Here is a 16,558-nt window from a genome sequence, read left to right as displayed (position 1 = left end):
ACGCAGTCCCGTGGGTTTTCACTTTGCTGAAAATACCTCCGCCGGAGGCAACGCGGTTGTCAAACCGCGTTTTCGACGGCACAACCGGGTGATCCGCAGCTTGAGGAGGTGAGCAGGTGAGCAAAGAGACGATGATTGCCGTGATCGGCGGCTCCGGCATCTATGAGATCGACGGGCTGGAGGCAGCTGAATGGGTCACGGTGGAGACCCCCTGGGGCGCACCTTCGGACCAGATCCTGACCGGCAGCCTAGATGGGGTCAAAATGGCCTTTCTGCCCCGCCATGGGCGCGGCCATGTGCATAGCCCCACCGAGGTGCCCTACCGCGCTAATATCGACGCGTTGAAACGGCTAGGCGTCACTGATGTCTTCTCTGTTTCTGCTTGCGGCTCCTTCCGCGAGGAAATGGCGCCCGGAGATTTTGTCATCGTAGACCAGTTCATCGACCGGACCTTCGCGCGCGAAAAGAGCTTTTTCGGCAGTGGCTGCGTCGCCCATGTGAGCGTGGCGCATCCCACCTGCGAGCGCCTCTCGGATGCGGCTGAGCAGGCCGCACGCGCGGCGGGCATCAATGTGCACCGGGGCGGCACATATCTCTGTATGGAAGGGCCGCAGTTCTCCTCGATGGCGGAGAGCAAGATGTACCGCGAGAGCTGGGGCTGCGATGTCATCGGCATGACCAATATGCCAGAGGCCAAGCTCGCCCGTGAGGCAGAGCTCTGCTATGCTTCCATCGCCATGGTCACCGATTATGACAGCTGGCACCCGGACCACGGCGCGGTGGATATCACCGCGATCATTGCCACCCTGCAGGACAATTCCAACAATGGCCGCGAGATGGTGCGCCGCCTGCCCGCCATTCTGGGCCGGGAGCGCGCCGATTGCCCACATCTCTGCGACAAGGCGCTGGAATTCGCCATCATGACCGCCCCGGAGAAACGCGACCCTGCCCTGCTGGCCAAGCTGGATGCGGTGGCTGGCCGGGTGCTGGGCTAACACTGTTCAGTGCCAGCGCTTCCCTTCCGGAAACGCTGGGCAGCGGAGCACCTAGATGACGCAACCGGGGCGGAGTTTTCCTCCGCCCCTTTTCTTTTGCCACTGGGGTTCCTTTATCTTTGGTATTGCAGATTTGCTTTGATGGATTTCAGGAGACCCTCATGCGGCTACACGGATTGGACATCGCCAGGTACCTGGCCTTTTGCGGCATGGTTCTGGTCAATTTCCGCATTGCCGCCCAGGTCACGCCGGGCGCGGATCTGCCATCCCTCCTGACAAATGCGCTGGAAGGGCGTGCTGCGGCGCTTTTTGTTGTACTGGCGGGCATTGGTCTGGCAATGGGGCGCGCTTCTAGCGCAGAGATCCTGGCGCGGGCTGGCTTCCTCTTTTTCATCGGTATGGTGAACTTACTGATTTTCGAGGCCGATATCCTGCATTTCTATGCCTTGTACTTTCTGGTGGCCTTGCCCTTCCTAAACGCCTCTGGCCGCGTTTTGCTATTTGCAGCACTTGGCGCAGTGGTGCTGGGTTTTCTCTCTCTCGTGCTTCTGGACTATGAGGCCCATTGGAATTGGGAAACGCTGGAATACAGTGATTTCTGGACCCTTGAGGGGTTTTTGCGTCATTCCTTTTTCAACGGCTGGCATCCGGTTTTCCCCTGGGTTGCCTTTCTGTTCATCGGCATGTGGATCGGTCGGCAGGATCTCTATGCCAAGACCGTGCAGAACCGCCTTGTTCTTTGGGGTCTGGCTGCGGCAGTGCTTGGGGCCTTGCCCGCCAATCTGACCAGCGACCCCGAGCTGCAAGAGGTCTTTGGCACCGCCGCCATCCCCCCTGGTCCCTTTTACATTCTTGCGGCCAGCGGAACGGCGGCCCTGGTGATCGGGCTCCTGCTACGTGTTGGCGCCGGCCTCAACCGGCTAGGCATCGCCGAATGGCTGGCCGCGCCTGGACGTATGGCGCTCAGCCTTTACATCGCCCATGTTCTCCTGGGCATGGGCACTCTGGAGGTCATGGGACAATTGGACGGCTCCCTTACACCGCTGCAGATCTTTGGCTATAGCTTGGGCTTTTGCGCCTTTTCGGCGCTGGCCTCCTGGCTCTGGATGATCCTCTTGCGCCGAGGGCCGCTGGAAGCCGCCATGCGCGGTATTTCAAAGTTGTTTGGCTGATCCGGGTTTTCAATTGACCAAAGCAATCGCGCCTGTCTTAGCTGCAGCCAAGACAGAGGAGAGAGAGCATGGAATTTGACCTTTGGCTGGCCTTTGCCGCCGCCTCAACCGCGCTTTTGCTGGTACCCGGCCCGACCGTACTCTTGGTGCTCAGCTATGCGCTCTCCAAGGGGAGGCCAGTTGCGGTCTCCTCGGCTCTGGGCGTCGCCCTAGGGGATCTCATCGCGATGACGGCCTCTTTGGCGGGGCTGGGCGCGCTCATTCTGGCCTCTGCCAGTCTTTTTGCCCTCCTGAAGTGGATCGGGGCGGCCTATCTGATTTGGATGGGGGTAAAGCTCTGGCGCTCTGCGGGCAAAGCCGAAGGGTTGGTGCAAGAGGGGATCAACCCTGATGTCACCCCGGCAGGCGTTTTCCGTCATGCGGCGGTTGTGACAGCACTCAACCCGAAGTCCATTGCCTTTTTCATCGCCTTTGTGCCGCAGTTCCTGCGCCCAGCGGAGAACCTGGCCCCGCAGTTCGGGATCCTGATTGCGACCTTTGTCATTCTCGCGGGGGTGAATGCGCTGGCCTATGCCCTTCTGGCAGATCGCATGCGGGTCTGGATTGCGCGCCCCAGTGTCACCGCACATCTGACCAGGGCTGGCGGGCTGGCGCTGGCTGCCATGGGGCTGGCCACCGCCTTCCTGCGCCGTCCCACGGCTTAAACGCCTAGCTGGGGCAAGCTCCAGGGTCCCGGCCCTGATGCTGGTCCAGAGTCTTGCGCCAAGTTTTCGCACCACCGCCCTGCCGCTGGGTTTCACGCCACAGCAGCAGGTGAATTCCACCTGATCCGCGCGCTTGGCCCTTGCCAGCGCGCTTTTCTTCGGCCAAACCCCCTTTGGCCCTTTGCCGCACCGGCGCAATCAGGGCTCTGAGAGAAGCAGCAGCAGTGGAAGCCCCCATGCCCAAGAAGCCCGCCGTCAAGGACTACATCCGCACCATCGTTGACTTCCCACATGAGGGGATCATGTTCCGCGATGTCACCACGCTCTTTGCCGACCCACGCGGTTTTCGCATGGCGATTGACCAGATGCTGCACCCCTATGCGGGCGAACGTATCGACAAGGTTGTGGGACTGGAAGCACGCGGCTTTATCCTGGGCGGGGCCATTGCCCATCAGCTGAGCGTCGGTTTTGTGCCGATCCGCAAGAAGGGCAAGCTGCCTGGTACCACCATCAGCCAGGACTACAAACTGGAATATGGCGAGGCCATCGTTGAGATCCATGACGATGCCATCCAGCCCGGTGAGAAGATTCTGGTGGTTGATGACCTCCTGGCCACCGGTGGGACCGCTGGTGCCGGGATCAAGCTGATCGAACGCCTCGGTGGCGAAATCATCTCTTGCGCTTTCATTGTCGACCTTCCGGAACTGGGCGGGCGCAAATTGTTGGAAGAGATGGGCATGGATGTGCATGTCCTATGTGAGTTCGACGGGCTCTAAGAGGTATCCTCAGGCAGTGGACACTATGCAATAAAGCAAAGGGAGAAGCAGCGTTGCTCTGCTCTCGCCTGCCCACTTGCCAGTCTGAAGTCCTGAAACAGGCCTGGATCGGGGATTTGCCAGAGGATTTGGAACGGGTAGCTCCCGCCCGTTGAGCGTTTCATGTTTGAAACCTCTCCGGTTGGGCATGGCATTTTGAGCTTTGCAAGCTCAAAATGCGCGCCGTCCCTTCGGGACGGCGCCGGGCCCAAGGGGCCAGGAAGCTCCGAAAGGGAGGTTCCTAAGGCCGCGCGGGAGCCCCCGCTCGAAAAGCGTTCTTATTTATCCGAAGACGACAACCGGAAAACTGCGCCCGGGTTCATAATCCCCTTGGGGTCGAGTGCTTGTTTGATGGCATGCATCGCTGACAGTTTCATCGGATCCCCATAGATTTCCAGGTCCTCGACTTTCATCCGCCCAACTCCGTGTTCCGCGCTAAAGGAGCCATCGAATTCGGCAACCAAGTCATGCACGGCAACCTTCACCACCGATCGCAGCCCGTCATAGTCTTCCCGCCCTCGGCCCTTGGCCGGAAACACATTGTAGTGCAGGTTGCCATCCCCAAGGTGGCCAAAGCAGTTGATCCGCATATCTCCTTCTCCGATCCGGGCTATGACCTCTGCCCCACGCTGAATGAACGCCGGAATTTCCGAAATCGGAACCGAAATATCATGGCTGGAGATCGCACCCACCCGTCGGTTCCCCTCCGGGATATGCTCACGTAGGTTCCACAGAGCCTGGCGCTGACCCTCGGATTGGGCAATCACACCATCCAGCGCCAGATCACTCTCCAGGGCTCGCTCAAAGAGTTCTGTCAGCCCCTCCTCCGGCCCCGGACCTGGTGGCAGTCCCAGATCAATCAGCACTGACCACTCTGGGCGCCTCTCAAAAGGCTGACGCAGTTCCGGCAGATGTTCTGTCAGAAACTCCAGCCCCTGCCGGTGGATAAGTTCAAAGGCGCTGACCCCATCTCCCAGCAGGTTGCGCGCCATCGCCAGCAGCGCAATAGCCGCCTCAGGCGATGGCACCACAAAGAGCGCCGTCCCCTGCTGTGCAGGCAGGGGCGCCAGTTTTAGCGCAGCCGCGGTGATCACCCCCAATGTGCCTTCGGCGCCGATCAGCAAGTTGCGCAGATCATAGCCCGTATTGTCCTTTCGCAGACGACTGAGCCCATGCCAGATCTCGCCCGAGGGCAGTACTGCTTCCAGTCCAAGACAGAGGTCTCGCGCATTTCCATAGCGCAGCACATTCACCCCGCCTGCATTGGTCGCCAGATTGCCGCCAATCTGCGCGGTCCCTTCCGAGGCCAGCGAGAGCGGGAAGAGACGCTCCGCCCCCTCTGCAGCAGATTGTACATCCGCCAGAATGGCGCCTGCCTCAGCGATAAGCGCATTTTCCTGCGGGTAGACGCCCCTGATCCGGTTCATCCGCTCCAGAGACAGGATCAACGGCGCGGGCCCCTCGGGCAGGACCTGCCCCCCAACGAGGCCTGTGCCGCCGCCATAGGGCACAACCGCTACCCCCGCAGCATTGGCTTCACGCAGCAGGAGAGAGACCTCCTCAACCCTGCTTGGTTTCGCCAGCAAGCCTGCCGTACCTTGATAGCGCCCGCGCGGCTCTTCCAGATAGCGCGGTTCAACCGGACAAAGCACCCCCTCTGGCAGGAGGCTCGACAGATGGGCGGCAAAGGCGGAATCGGCAGGTGCATATGTCATGCCTACCTGCATCGGCAATCAGCGCCCGCAAGGCAAGACCTGGCAGCCGGATTTCTCTGCTGGGCCGCTGGATCTGTGGCGCGCCGCGCTCGTCAGAGCACGGCGCCGGGCCCAACTCCGCTGCTGCGGCCCTGGCATATGCCAGGGGGGCTGCCGGAGGCGGGAGCACTCACCCGCTGCGCCTCACGACGGAAGAGGAATATACAATCTCACCCGGTCTGGGTGCGCCCCCGGCGGTCGTGTCTCAGGGCGGCATAAAGCACATGGGTGCGCCAGCGGCCGTCAATCTGCAGATAGGACTGCGCTACGCCCTCATATTTGAAACCTGATTTTTCCAGAAGCCCGCGTGAGGGCGCGTTTTCCGGCAGGCAGGCAGCTTCAATCCGGCTCAGATCCATCTGGGTAAAGGCATGATGCACAATGGAGCCAATAGCTTCCCGCATATAGCCCTGACGTACAAAAGGCTGCCCGGTCCAATAACCAAGCGTTCCGGCCTGTGCCGGACCACGGCGGATATTATCCAGCGTGATCGCCCCAACCAGCACCTGATCCGCACGCCGGATCAGAAACAGCGGCAATGCAGTGCCACCAGTCATGGATCGCCGCGCCCAGTAGACCCGGTTGGTAAAGCTCTTGCGCCCCAGATGGTCCGCCGCCCAGGCGGGCTCCCAGGGGGTTAGAAAGGGCTGGCTGGCCAGCCGCAGGGCGGACCATTGCTGAAAATCCGAATGCACCGGCAGACGCAGGGTCAGCCGCTCGGTCTCCAGCTTCAGTTTCTTCCGCCCCAGCAGCATCAGCCCGCGCGCCGCTCCTTCAATGCTGTCAGATCCGGCGCCCCGCTGACGGGCCCATAAAGCGCCATGGCGACAGGCGCCTGCAACGCCAGTTTCTCGGCCAGGGCGCGCACATCTTCGTTCTGCACCGCATCGATCAGACGCACGGTATCCTCCAGCGAGGGCACCCTGCCCCAGATCTGCACCAGACGCGCCAGACGCTCGGCCCGGTTGGTGGGGCTCTCAAGCCCCATCAGGAGGCCCGCCTTCATCTGGGCGCGCGCGCGTTCCACCTCCGCATCGCTCAGATCCTCGGCGGCGCGCTTCATCTCATCCACGGTGATATGTGCCAGTTCCGCCAGTTGCTCACCGGAGGTGCCCGCATAGATCGTGGTGCAGCCGGTATCCGCATGGGCACCGGCCTGGGCAAAGATCGTATAGCAGAGCCCGCGCTTTTCGCGCACCTCCTGGAACAGGCGGCTCGACATGCCGCCGCCCATGATGCCGGCATAGATCTGCGCGGTGTAAATCGCATCATCCCGATAACCGGGGCTCTCAAAGGACAGGGCAAAATGCGCCTGCTCCAGCGCCTTTTCCTGCCGTGCCTCTCCACCGGTAAAGCGCGCAGGCTCCATCGCCAGGGCCGGGCGCGACTTCATGCCGCCAAAGAGGTCGCCGGCCATCTTGACCAGCGCGTCATGATCCACAGCCCCCGAGGCTGAGAGGATCATCTGCTCAGGGCCATAATGTTCAGCCACAAACTGGGTGAGATCATCGCGGCTAAAGGCGCTCACGCGCTCAGCAGGGCCCAGGATCGTGCGCCCGAGCGGCTGGTTGCGGTAGCTCTCTTCCTGCAGCCAGTCAAAGATCACATCATCCGGCGTATCCAGCGCCTGGCCGATCTCTTGCAGGATCACCCCGCGCTCGACCTCGATCTCATGCGGATCAAACACCGGGTTCAGCAGGATATCCGCCAGCACATCCAGCGCCAGTGGCACGTCGTCCTTCAGCACCCGCGCATAATAGGCGGTCACCTCGCGGCTGGTATAGGCGTTGATATAGCCGCCCACATCCTCGACCGCCTCGGCAATCTGCAAAGCGCTGCGCTTTTTGGTGCCCTTAAAGGCCATATGCTCCAGAAAATGGGCAATGCCGTTCTGCTCCAGCCGCTCATTGCGTCCGCCCGCCGTGACCCAGATCCCGATCGAGGCCGATTGCAGCCCCGGAATATCTTCGCTGACGATGCGAAAACCGTTGGGCAGAGTGTCCTGACGCAAGCTCACGATGCGATATTCGCTTTGATATGCGCCTCAAGAGCAGCAAGGTCATTGGCGATCCGCGTCACCCGCTCGTCCCGTTCAAAGAGGTCGCCCATACGCGCGGGCAGATCCGGGTGGATGCCAGAGGCCTGTTTCACCGCCGCCGGGAACTTGGCCGGATGGGCAGTGGCCAAGGTCACCATCGGTACCGCAGCCTCACGCTGTTCATTCGCAACCTTAACCGCCACCGCACCATGGGGGCAGATCAGTTCACCAGAGGCGGCCAGTTCGGATGTGATCGTCGCTAGGGTTTCCTCTTCCGAGGCGCGGCCGGATTTATAGGTCTCACCCAGCGCCTGCATGGCACCCTGGCTGACCTCAAAGCCGCCGCTCTTCAGTTCATCCATCAACTGCGCCACAGCGCCGCTGTCTTTGCCATAGGCAAAATAGAGCGCGCGTTCAAAGTTGGAAGAGACCTGAATGTCCATCGAAGGGCTGATCGAGGGCTGGGTATCCCCCTTGTGATAGCCCTGCCCCTCGAGGCAGCGGTGCAGAATGTCGTTCTGGTTGGTGGCCACCACCAGATCCTTGATCGGCAGGCCCATCTGCTGGGCGATATAGCCCGCAAAGATGTCGCCAAAGTTGCCGGTGGGCACAGTGAAGGAGACCTCACGCTCTGGCGCGCCCAGGGAAACAGCAGAGGAGAAGTAATAGACCACCTGCGCCAGCACACGGGCGATATTGATCGAGTTGACCCCCGCCAGTTTCACACCGTCGCGGAAGTCGAAATCATTGAACATGTCTTTGACGCGCGCCTGGCAATCGTCGAAATCGCCATCCACCGCCAGCGCATGCACATTGGCATCCTGCGGGGTGGTCATCTGACGGCGCTGCACCTCAGAGACGCGGCCATGGGGATAAAGGATAAAGACATCCACATTGGAAAGGCCACGAAAGGCCTCCATCGCGGCAGAGCCGGTATCACCCGAGGTGGCGCCAGCGATGGTCACTCGATCACCACGGCGCGCCAGAGCGGTCTGGAACAGCTGGCCGATGAGTTGCATGGCAAAGTCCTTGAAAGCCAGGGTGGGCCCATGGAACAGCTCTAGCAGGAAATGGTTCGGCGCCAGCTGCTTCAGCGGCGCGCGGGCGGCATGGCCGAAACCTTCATAGGCACGGGAGATGATGCCGCGGAATTCTTCATCGGTGAAGCAATCGCCAATAAAAGGCTTCATCACCCGAAAGGCGGTTTCCTCATAAGAGAGCCCCGCCAGGCCAGCGATCTCTTCCCGGCTGAGGGTCGGGATCTCGGCCGGCACATAAAGCCCGCCGTCACGGGCCAGCCCTGTCAGCATGGCCTCTTCAAATGTCAGCTCGGGCGCCTGGCCCCGGGTTGAGATATATTTCATCGTTTCAGCCTTCGGATTTGGCGCGCGAACGCCAGAGGAAAGAACCGGTCATCAAAGCCCAGATCAGGGCCAGCGAAAACCAGGTGATCGCATATTGCAAGTGGTTGTTCGGGATGCCCGCCGATGTCACCGGTTGTGGTGTCGCGGATGTCTCAGGTGCGATCGTGCGCGCGACAATCAGCACCGGCTCAGTCTCCAGCCGATTGGCCATATAGGTGACATCGCGGGCATAGAGGATATTGGTATCGACTTCGGGATCAGGCGTTGTCCAGTCGCCCTCGTCCGACCACAGAAGATTGCCAGTGACAGAAACCTGCCCGGCGCTGCGGACCTCATTCTTGTCTGCGGCAAGGATAAAGCCCCGGTCGAGGAGCAGGCGACGCCCGTTCTCCATTTCAAGGACCGAGATCACACGATAGCCCGGCTCGCCCTCTTTGGTGACCCAGAAAACATGCAGCTCCTGCTCACCCAGCGCGCCTGCTGCGGTGACGGTCCTGTAGTTGTCTTGCTCTGCACTTGGCGCGAGCGGAACCGCAACTGGAGCCGCTGTGATACGGGTTTCGATGGTTTGCAACAGATCCTCTTTCCAAACCTGGCGCTGGATCTGCCAGATGCCCAGGCTCAGCAATGCCGCCAGCCCCAGCCCCCCTATCACCAGAAAGAAAATCAGTCGCCGCATGGCACCCTCTGAACGCAGACAGCGCGCGGGTCAGATCCCGCGCGCTGAGCTAGATACGGCCTCTCTGCGGTTTTTGAAACCACAAAGATGTACCCCTTACATTTGGCCAGATTTTGGCCAGGCATTCCCGGTTACAGACCGGCGGTGCCCCAGAGGTAGACGGCAAAGAAGAGGAAGAGCCAGACAACGTCCACGAAGTGCCAGTACCAGGCAGCGGTCTCAAAACCGACGTGCTGCTCAGGGGTGAAGTCCCCCTTCATCGCGCGCACCAGGCAGACGATCAGGAAGATGGTGCCGAGGATCACGTGGAAGCCGTGGAAGCCGGTGGCCATGAAGAAGTTCGAGTAGAACTCATCAGCGCCGAACTGCCAGCCTTCGTGCAGCAGGTGAGCGTACTCATAGCCCTGCAGGAAGGTGAAGAAGATGCCCAGAACGATACCGATGGAGAGGCCCTGGATCAGCGCCTTGCGGTCATTGTTGTGAACCAGCGCATGGTGCGCCCAGGTCACGGCACAGCCCGAGAGCAGCAGCACCAGAGTGTTGATAAGCGGCAGGTGCAGCGCATCAACCGGATAGATCGCCGGGGCGACATATTCGGTGCCGACATATTCTTCCATCGGGTACATGGCATGTTTGAAGAAGGACCAGAACCAGGCGAAGAAGAACATCACCTCGGACATTACAAACAGGATAAAGCCATAGCGCAGACCGATGCGCACCACCGGTGCGTGGTCGCCCTGACGAGCTTCGTCAACCATCTCCGCCCACCAGGCAAAGGAGACATAGAGTGTCAGAACAAGACCGGCCCAAAACAACCAAGCCGTGATGTCATGCATCCAGAGCACGGCACCAAAGAGCATGATGAAGCCACCCAATGCTGCAGCCAGAGGCTTCCAGGACGGTGGCAGAATGTGAAAATCGTGATTTTTAGCGTGCGCCATTTAAGTGTCCCTCACCAAAGCGGCCTAGTTCGTTGCAGTCCCTGCCCCGGATGTATCCCCGGTTTCGAGAGCGGCATAGCCCTCGGGCAGATCGGTTTCATAAAACGTGTACGAAAGCGTGATCGTATGCACGTATTTTCCGTCCCGGTCGGTTACGATTTCCGGGTCGACAAAGAAGGTCACGGGCATCTGCACCCGCTCCCCTGGTTCCAGCACCTGCTCGGTAAAGCAGAAGCAATCGATTTTTTCAAAGAAGCCGCCCGCCGCATAGGGGGTGACATTGTAAGAGGCCTGGCCCGCGATGGGCCGGTCGGTTGGATTATAGGCCTCATAGAAGGCAAGGCCGGTCTCGCCGATCTTGATCTCCATCTCGCGCTGGGTGGGTTTGAACTCCCAGGCCATGCCGCGTTCCTTGGAGGCATCGAAGCGCACGGTGATGGTCTGATCCAGCACCGTATCCGATCCCTGTTCGGCCACGCCAGTAACGCCGCCGAAGCCGGTGACCCGGCAGAACCAGTCGTAAAAGGGGACCGAGGCCCAGGAAAGACCGCCCATCAGGACGACAACGCCGACCAGCTGTACAACGGTTTTCTGGGGTCCCTGCAGCGCCATCAGTTCTGCCCCGCTTCGACCTGGGGCAATTGGAAACCGGGCTGCGAGACCTTGACGATGGTCAGCACCATCACCAGCACCACAAAACCCGCCAGCAACAGGCCTACGCCCATGTTGCGACCAAAGCGGCGCTTGTGCAGCTCGTGATCCTTGCGCAGAGCCATCTTACCAGCCTCCCAGCCCATAGGGCTTCAGCAGCGCTTCGGCGAGAATCGCGCCAAAATGCAGGAAGAGATAGAGCAGCGACAGTTTGAAGAAGCTGCGCTCGGCCTTGAAGTTGTCCTCTTCGGACATGTCTTCATTACGGCGCGAGATCTTCCAGGCACCGGCCAGGAACAGCGCGTTCATCACCACGGCAACCGCCAGATAGATCGGACCACCGATGCCGGAGAAAGAAGTGCCAACGGCCAGGAGAGCCAGCAGCACGGTATAGATCAGGATATGCACGCGGGTAGCGCGGCGGCCATGGGTCACGGTCAGCATGGGAACGCCCGCATCGTCATAATCAGAGCGCATGAACAGAGCCAGCGCCCAGAAATGCGGCGGCGTCCACATGAAGGTCAGGGCAAACATCAGCCAGGGCTCTACCGACATGGTGCCAGTCGCGGCAATCCAGCCGATGACAGGCGGGAAGGCACCGGCCGCGCCACCGATCACGATGTTCTGCGGCGTCGCCCGCTTCAGCCACATGGTGTAGATGACCACATAGAAGAAGATGGTGAAGGCCAAGAAGGCACCGGCAAAGACATTGGTCGCCAGCGCCAGCATGATCACCGAGAGGCCAGAGAGCGCCAGGCCAAGACTCAGCGCTTCACCCTCTTCCACCTTGCCAGCAGGGATAGGGCGACCCTTGGTGCGTTTCATCACCCGGTCAATATCGGCGTCCCACCACATGTTCAGCGCACCAGAGGCACCACCGCCGATGGCGATGAACAAGACAGCACAGAAGCCGATCACAGGGTGCACGGAAACAGGAGAGGCCAGCAGGCCCACAAAAGCGGTGAAAACCACCAGCGACATCACACGCGGTTTAAGCAGGGCGAAGTAATCGCCGAATCCGGCCTCGTCCTCACGGATGTTGCTGGCATTGATGCTTGCGTCGCTCATCATGGTCCCTTTTGCGGCAGTTGGATGCGCGAGCCTCCCCACACATCCGGCAATTTTACAGCAGGTCCGAAGCTGGGCACTCCCTCAAGCGCCCAAACTCGTCCTTAGTTGGATGCAACCTGATAGGAGAGCGGCTTGCCCGCATATTCCTCGATCGCGCCCTTCAGCCATGCGTCATAGGCTTCCTGGCTGACCACCTTGACGGTGATCGGCATATAGGCGTGGTCCTTGCCGCAAAGCTCGGAGCACTGGCCAAAATAGATGCCTTCTTTGTCGGCCTTGAACCAGAGTTCCGCCAGACGACCAGGCACGCCGTCCTGCTTTACGCCAAAGGAAGGCATCGCCCAGGAGTGGATCACATCTGCGGCGGTCACTTGCATCACGATGGTTTTGCCGACAGGCACAACAACTGCGGTGTCGGTGGCCAGCAGATACTCATCTTCGGCATAGCCATTTTCTGCCAGTTCATCTTTGCCCAGCAGGAAGCTTTCAAAGCCAAACTCATGGTCAACGTATTCATAACCCCAATACCACTGGTAGCCGGTCACCTTGATGGTCACGTCACCTTCGGGGATCTCCTGCTGGCGGAACAGCTCTGGCAGGGAGAAGGAGCCGATGAAAACCAGGATCAGGATCGGGATCAGGGTCCAGGCGATTTCAATTGGGGTATTGTGGGTGAAGCTGGCCGCCTCTGGGTTGGCGCGCCTGTTGAAACGCAGAATTGCGTAAAGCAGCAAAGCACCAACAAAAACGCAGACGATTGTGATGATCCAGAGCAGGAGATTGTCCAGCTGGATGATTCCCTCCATCAGCGAAGTCGCTGCGGGCTGGAAGTTCAGGCCGCCGTCAACCGGCTTGCCAATGGTTTCCAGAGCCTCTTGCGCCATAGCTGGAAGGCTTGAAAGGCCCGCAAAAAGGCCCGAAAGCATCAAAGCATTCTTCATATCATGTCCTGATCTTGCGTGATCGCATTGTCCCTGAGCCTGATCGCGCTATCTGGAACCGCTACTTCCGCAACTCGAAAGCAATGATTCCACAAAACGCGCCAACCCCGTTGTCTTTGACGCTGCTTAAAATCATATTCAGACGTACAGATAAAGAGGGAGGCGAGCGTCAAAGCGTCGCTTTCTTGATTTAGATCAAAAAAACCGAGGTCCGTGACATGGAAAACTCAGCCTTCCGCCCTTTTGAAACCGCCCTCGCAGAGGAAGAGGCGCTGCCCGTGCTGCAGTCCGCGCTGGCAGGTGCCGATGATGGTGAAATCTTTGCCGAACGTCACAAGTCGGAAAGCCTGGTCTTTGACGATGGCAGATTGCGCAGCGCCAGCTATGATGCCTCCGAAGGCTTTGGTTTAAGGGCTGTGAAGGGGGATGTGGCCGGATATGCCCATTCCACCGATGTCTCGATAGAGGCGCTGAAGCGCGCCGCCGAAACCGCGCGTTTGGCGGTTGGTGAAGGTGGCGGAACCTATGCGGATGCGCCCCAGGCAACCAATGTAAAACTCTATACCGATGCGGATCCGATCAGCGCCGAACCCTTCCCGGTGAAAGTGGAGACGTTGCGGGAGATTGACGCCTTTGCGCGTGATCTGGATCAAAAAGTGGTTCAGGTCTCGGCTTCGCTTGCGGCTTCCTTGCAGGAGATTGAGATCCTGCGCGCTGATGGGGTGCGGGTGCAGGACGTGCGCCCAATGGCGCGGCTCAATGTCTCTGTCATTGTCGAAAAAGACGGTCGCCGCGAGAGCGGCTCGGCCGGAGGGGGCGGTCGGGTTGGCCTTGACGGGTTGATCGAGCCAGCCTCCTGGCAGGCAAAAGTACGTGAGGCCCTGCGCATTGCCCTGGTCAACCTCGAAGCGGTCCCTGCCCCGGCGGGTGAGCTGGACGTCGTCCTTGGGCCCGGCTGGCCCGGCATCCTGCTGCATGAGGCCATCGGCCATGGGTTGGAGGGGGATTTCAATCGCAAGGGATCCTCAGCCTTTGCCGGCCTCATGGGGCGGCAGATCGCCGCCAAGGGGGTGACCGTGCTGGATGACGGCACCATTGCCGACCGGCGCGGCTCGATCTCTATCGATGATGAGGGCACCCCTTCGCAGAAGACCACTCTGATTGAAGATGGCAGGCTGGTTGGCTTTATGCAGGACCGCCAGAATGCGCGCCTCATGGGGGTTGCCTCCACCGGCAATGGTCGGCGGCAGAGCTACGCCCATGCGCCGATGCCGCGGATGACCAATACCTATATGCTGGGTGGCGACAGTGACCCAGCGGATCTGGTGGCGGGCATGAAAGATGGCATCTGGGCCGTGGGCTTTGGCGGCGGCCAGGTGGATATCACCAATGGCAAATTCGTCTTCTCCTGCACCGAGGCCTACCGCGTCAGAGATGGCAAGGTTGGTGAGCCCGTCAAAGGCGCGACCCTGATCGGCGATGGCGCCACCGCGCTGAAACAGATCCGCGCCCTTGGCAATGACATGGAGCTGGACCCCGGCATGGGCAATTGCGGCAAACAGGGGCAATGGGTTCCGGTCGGCGTTGGCCAACCCTCGGTGCTGATGAGCGGTCTGACCGTGGGTGGCTCAGCGACCTAGGCAGATTCTTTGCTGCGGCAGGCGGGTCTCGCCTGCCGTTCCCAATCTGGAATCACACCAGTCGGCAAAACGCGAAAAACCCGCCTTCCACGTGCACCTTTAATCATGATTGGACCATTGGGATGCGGTTTTTTATTGTGATTTTTTGAATTTGAAATCCGATTCCATGGCAGTATTTCCTGAGAACCCCATGGAATTTCTCTGATGATTCAGGAAATTAACTTCTTTCGCATCCGGTCAACTCAAGGTCGTCGAAGATTTCCGAAAATCTAAGGAAAATTTTCAACCATTCACCACCTGTTAACCGTTTTCAGGGTAAATATTGTCTTGCAGCACGGCGGAGCAACGGATGACCGAGGAAGCACATTCTTCCACTCACCCCCCACTCCCACCCACCACGGAAGATCTTTGGTATTCTAGACTCCGCCTGCTGCGCTCCCGACGGATCGGCCCGGTAAACTTCCGACGCCTGATTGGTCAATATGGTTCAGCGCAGAACGTGCTGGACGCGCTGCCTAAAATGGCAGACGCAGCCGGAATTGCAGGGTATGAAACATGCCCCGCAGGCAAAATTGACACAGAAGTCAAAACCGCAAAAGCCGCCAAAGCGCGGCTTTTGTGTTTTGATGACCCTCTCTATCCCAACCTGCTTGCGGCCCTTGCAACCGCGCCGCCACTCTTATGGGCGATTGGCGACCTCACTCTCTTGCGCCGCCCCATGATTGCTCTGGTTGGGGCGCGAAATGCCTCGTCCTTGGGTATTCGCATGGCCCGAAACCTGTCGCGCGATCTGGGGGAGGCCGGCTATGTTGTGGTTTCAGGTCTGGCCAGAGGCATTGACACAGCCGCTCATCACGCGGCGCTGGAAACAGGCACTATTGCGGTCATGGCCGGGGGCTGCGACCGGATATATCCGACAGAGAACACCGAGCTGGGGGTGGAAATCGCCACGCAGGGGCTACGCCTGTCGGAGCAACCCATGGGTCTTTGGCCCCGCGCGCGCGATTTTCCCCGGCGCAATCGCATCATCGCGGGCCTGGCCCAGGCCGTTATCGTGATTGAGGCCGCGGGCCGTTCCGGCAGCCTGATCACGGCCCGCGATGCACTGGACCTGGGACGGGAGGTTCTGGCCGTTCCCGGACATCCTTTTGATGCGCGTGCCGCCGGATGCAACATGCTGATCCGTGATGGCGCCCCATTGGTACGCAATGCCGAAGATGTGCTGGCCGCCCTGCCGCCCATGCAGCATCTTACCGAGCTTCAACCCACTGCGGATACCCCATCACTACCGGCGCAGGTGGATCTCCCACTGTTGCAAATGCCTCCAGCGCCCCGCTCTCCTGCGGGTCCAAGCAACGCGGAGGCAAGGCAGCTCTTGTCTTCTTTGCCAGTGCCACCACCTGAAAAACGCAACCTGCAAGAGACCAATGCGCTGCATCAGCAGATCCTAAACCGATTGGGGACCACTCCGGTGCCCGCGGATCTGTTGATGCGTGATCTCAACGCGACCCCGCCGCAGTTTGGCAGTGCGCTGACGGATCTGGAACTCGATGGGCGGATCGAGCGGTTGCCCGGTGGCTTGCTGACGCCCGGGGATGGGAAAAGGAACGGCGGACCCTGATGACGCGTCTCACTTTTCCAATTGGCCAACAGGGCAATGCCCCCGGAACAGACACAACCACCGCGTTGCGATTCGCTTGTTTTACCCCTCCAGACCCCACTTGCCGGGCCGTCACCCCCCTTCGGATTGCAGGCGCGACAAAGGGGGCAGCGGCTTGATTTCCTGTTGCAAA

Annotated in this window: 16 protein-coding genes; 6 read left to right on the top strand and 10 right to left on the bottom strand. The window is 60.0% G+C overall.

The window, feature by feature from the left end:
- Positions 1 to 131: 131 nt before the first annotated feature.
- From RSK20926_RS02220 to RSK20926_RS02200, 4 genes are all read left to right on the top strand, one after another.
- On the top strand, positions 132 to 995 hold the full coding sequence (locus RSK20926_RS02220) for an S-methyl-5'-thioadenosine phosphorylase (RefSeq protein ID WP_037253325.1): 864 nt from the start codon (positions 132 to 134) through the stop codon (positions 993 to 995).
- A 161-nt stretch (positions 996 to 1,156) separates the two neighbouring features.
- A complete protein-coding gene (locus RSK20926_RS02215; protein ID WP_037253323.1) occupies positions 1,157 to 2,167 on the top strand; it encodes a DUF418 domain-containing protein in 1,011 nt (336 codons plus the stop codon).
- Between the two features lie 68 nt (positions 2,168 to 2,235).
- The gene (locus RSK20926_RS02210; RefSeq protein WP_008204117.1) at positions 2,236 to 2,871 is read left to right on the top strand and encodes a LysE family translocator; all 636 of its coding nucleotides are present in this window, start codon (positions 2,236 to 2,238) and stop codon (positions 2,869 to 2,871) included.
- A gap of 236 nt (positions 2,872 to 3,107) precedes the next feature.
- Entirely contained in the window at positions 3,108 to 3,647 is a 540-nt protein-coding gene (locus RSK20926_RS02200; protein ID WP_008204115.1) for an adenine phosphoribosyltransferase, read from the top strand.
- 317 nt (positions 3,648 to 3,964) lie between these two features.
- Here the strand turns inward: RSK20926_RS02200 and RSK20926_RS02195 are convergent, their stop codons facing one another.
- The 10 genes from RSK20926_RS02195 to coxB all read right to left on the bottom strand — a co-directional run bounded on the left by RSK20926_RS02195 (position 3,965) and on the right by coxB (position 13,125).
- Positions 3,965 to 5,401 (bottom strand): FAD-binding oxidoreductase, encoded by a 1,437-nt coding sequence (locus RSK20926_RS02195; RefSeq protein ID WP_083805711.1) that lies wholly within the window; start codon positions 5,399 to 5,401, stop codon positions 3,965 to 3,967.
- 209 nt (positions 5,402 to 5,610) lie between these two features.
- Positions 5,611 to 6,195: a GNAT family N-acetyltransferase gene (locus RSK20926_RS02190; protein WP_008204113.1), complete on the bottom strand. Its 585-nt coding sequence runs from the start codon at positions 6,193 to 6,195 to the stop codon at positions 5,611 to 5,613.
- On the bottom strand, positions 6,195 to 7,457 hold the full coding sequence (locus RSK20926_RS02185) for a M16 family metallopeptidase (RefSeq protein ID WP_008204112.1): 1,263 nt from the start codon (positions 7,455 to 7,457) through the stop codon (positions 6,195 to 6,197). The genes RSK20926_RS02190 and RSK20926_RS02185 overlap by 1 nt, the downstream gene beginning before the upstream one ends.
- Positions 7,454 to 8,842 (bottom strand): threonine synthase, encoded by a 1,389-nt coding sequence (gene thrC, locus RSK20926_RS02180; RefSeq protein WP_008204111.1) that lies wholly within the window; start codon positions 8,840 to 8,842, stop codon positions 7,454 to 7,456. Before thrC ends, RSK20926_RS02185 begins: the two co-directional genes overlap by 4 nt.
- 4 nt (positions 8,843 to 8,846) lie before the next feature.
- Positions 8,847 to 9,521, bottom strand: a complete 675-nt coding sequence (locus RSK20926_RS02175) for an SURF1 family protein (protein WP_008204110.1) — start codon at positions 9,519 to 9,521, stop codon at positions 8,847 to 8,849.
- 131 nt (positions 9,522 to 9,652) lie between these two features.
- Positions 9,653 to 10,462 carry a cytochrome c oxidase subunit 3 gene (locus RSK20926_RS02170; RefSeq protein WP_008204109.1) on the bottom strand — a complete coding sequence of 270 codons (810 nt, stop codon included), beginning with the start codon at positions 10,460 to 10,462 and terminating at the stop codon, positions 9,653 to 9,655.
- Between the two features lie 24 nt (positions 10,463 to 10,486).
- A complete protein-coding gene (locus tag RSK20926_RS02165) occupies positions 10,487 to 11,074 on the bottom strand; it encodes a cytochrome c oxidase assembly protein (protein ID WP_008204108.1) in 588 nt (195 codons plus the stop codon).
- A complete protein-coding gene (locus RSK20926_RS02160) occupies positions 11,074 to 11,238 on the bottom strand; it encodes a hypothetical protein (protein ID WP_037253318.1) in 165 nt (54 codons plus the stop codon). Before RSK20926_RS02160 ends, RSK20926_RS02165 begins: the two co-directional genes overlap by 1 nt.
- Position 11,239: 1 nt before the next feature.
- Entirely contained in the window at positions 11,240 to 12,181 is a 942-nt protein-coding gene (gene cyoE / locus RSK20926_RS02155) for a heme o synthase (protein WP_037253539.1), read from the bottom strand.
- 104 nt (positions 12,182 to 12,285) lie between these two features.
- Positions 12,286 to 13,125 carry a cytochrome c oxidase subunit II gene (gene coxB, locus RSK20926_RS02150; protein ID WP_037253316.1) on the bottom strand — a complete coding sequence of 280 codons (840 nt, stop codon included), beginning with the start codon at positions 13,123 to 13,125 and terminating at the stop codon, positions 12,286 to 12,288.
- A gap of 218 nt (positions 13,126 to 13,343) precedes the next feature.
- Here coxB and tldD point away from each other — a divergent pair, with 218 nt between their 5' ends.
- Positions 13,344 to 14,765, top strand: a complete 1,422-nt coding sequence (gene tldD, locus RSK20926_RS02145; protein ID WP_008204104.1) for a metalloprotease TldD — start codon at positions 13,344 to 13,346, stop codon at positions 14,763 to 14,765.
- Positions 14,766 to 15,114: 349 nt separating this feature from the next.
- Positions 15,115 to 16,386, top strand: coding sequence for a DNA-processing protein DprA (gene dprA / locus RSK20926_RS02140; RefSeq protein WP_008204103.1), 1,272 nt, complete (start codon positions 15,115 to 15,117; stop codon positions 16,384 to 16,386).
- The last annotated feature ends 172 nt before the right edge of the window (positions 16,387 to 16,558 follow it).

Source organism: Roseobacter sp. SK209-2-6, assembly GCF_000169455.1.
Classification (GTDB): Bacteria; Pseudomonadota; Alphaproteobacteria; order Rhodobacterales; family Rhodobacteraceae; genus Pseudophaeobacter.
This window is presented reverse-complemented; position numbering and strand designations above follow the sequence as displayed.

Coding starts and splice junctions, on each gene's coding strand:
- RSK20926_RS02200 (WP_008204115.1), top strand. CDS start 3,108: ATGCCCAAGAAGCCCGCCGTCAAGGACTACATCCGCACCATCGTTGAC.
- RSK20926_RS02175 (WP_008204110.1), bottom strand. CDS start 9,521: ATGCGGCGACTGATTTTCTTTCTGGTGATAGGGGGGCTGGGGCTGGCG.
- coxB (WP_037253316.1), bottom strand. CDS start 13,125: ATGAAGAATGCTTTGATGCTTTCGGGCCTTTTTGCGGGCCTTTCAAGC.
- RSK20926_RS02220 (WP_037253325.1), top strand. CDS start 132: ATGATTGCCGTGATCGGCGGCTCCGGCATCTATGAGATCGACGGGCTG.
- RSK20926_RS02195 (WP_083805711.1), bottom strand. CDS start 5,401: ATGACATATGCACCTGCCGATTCCGCCTTTGCCGCCCATCTGTCGAGC.
- tldD (WP_008204104.1), top strand. CDS start 13,344: ATGGAAAACTCAGCCTTCCGCCCTTTTGAAACCGCCCTCGCAGAGGAA.
- RSK20926_RS02210 (WP_008204117.1), top strand. CDS start 2,236: ATGGAATTTGACCTTTGGCTGGCCTTTGCCGCCGCCTCAACCGCGCTT.
- RSK20926_RS02215 (WP_037253323.1), top strand. CDS start 1,157: ATGCGGCTACACGGATTGGACATCGCCAGGTACCTGGCCTTTTGCGGC.
- cyoE (WP_037253539.1), bottom strand. CDS start 12,181: ATGAGCGACGCAAGCATCAATGCCAGCAACATCCGTGAGGACGAGGCC.
- thrC (WP_008204111.1), bottom strand. CDS start 8,842: ATGAAATATATCTCAACCCGGGGCCAGGCGCCCGAGCTGACATTTGAA.
- RSK20926_RS02190 (WP_008204113.1), bottom strand. CDS start 6,195: ATGCTGCTGGGGCGGAAGAAACTGAAGCTGGAGACCGAGCGGCTGACC.
- RSK20926_RS02160 (WP_037253318.1), bottom strand. CDS start 11,238: ATGGCTCTGCGCAAGGATCACGAGCTGCACAAGCGCCGCTTTGGTCGC.
- RSK20926_RS02165 (WP_008204108.1), bottom strand. CDS start 11,074: ATGGCGCTGCAGGGACCCCAGAAAACCGTTGTACAGCTGGTCGGCGTT.
- dprA (WP_008204103.1), top strand. CDS start 15,115: ATGACCGAGGAAGCACATTCTTCCACTCACCCCCCACTCCCACCCACC.
- RSK20926_RS02170 (WP_008204109.1), bottom strand. CDS start 10,462: ATGGCGCACGCTAAAAATCACGATTTTCACATTCTGCCACCGTCCTGG.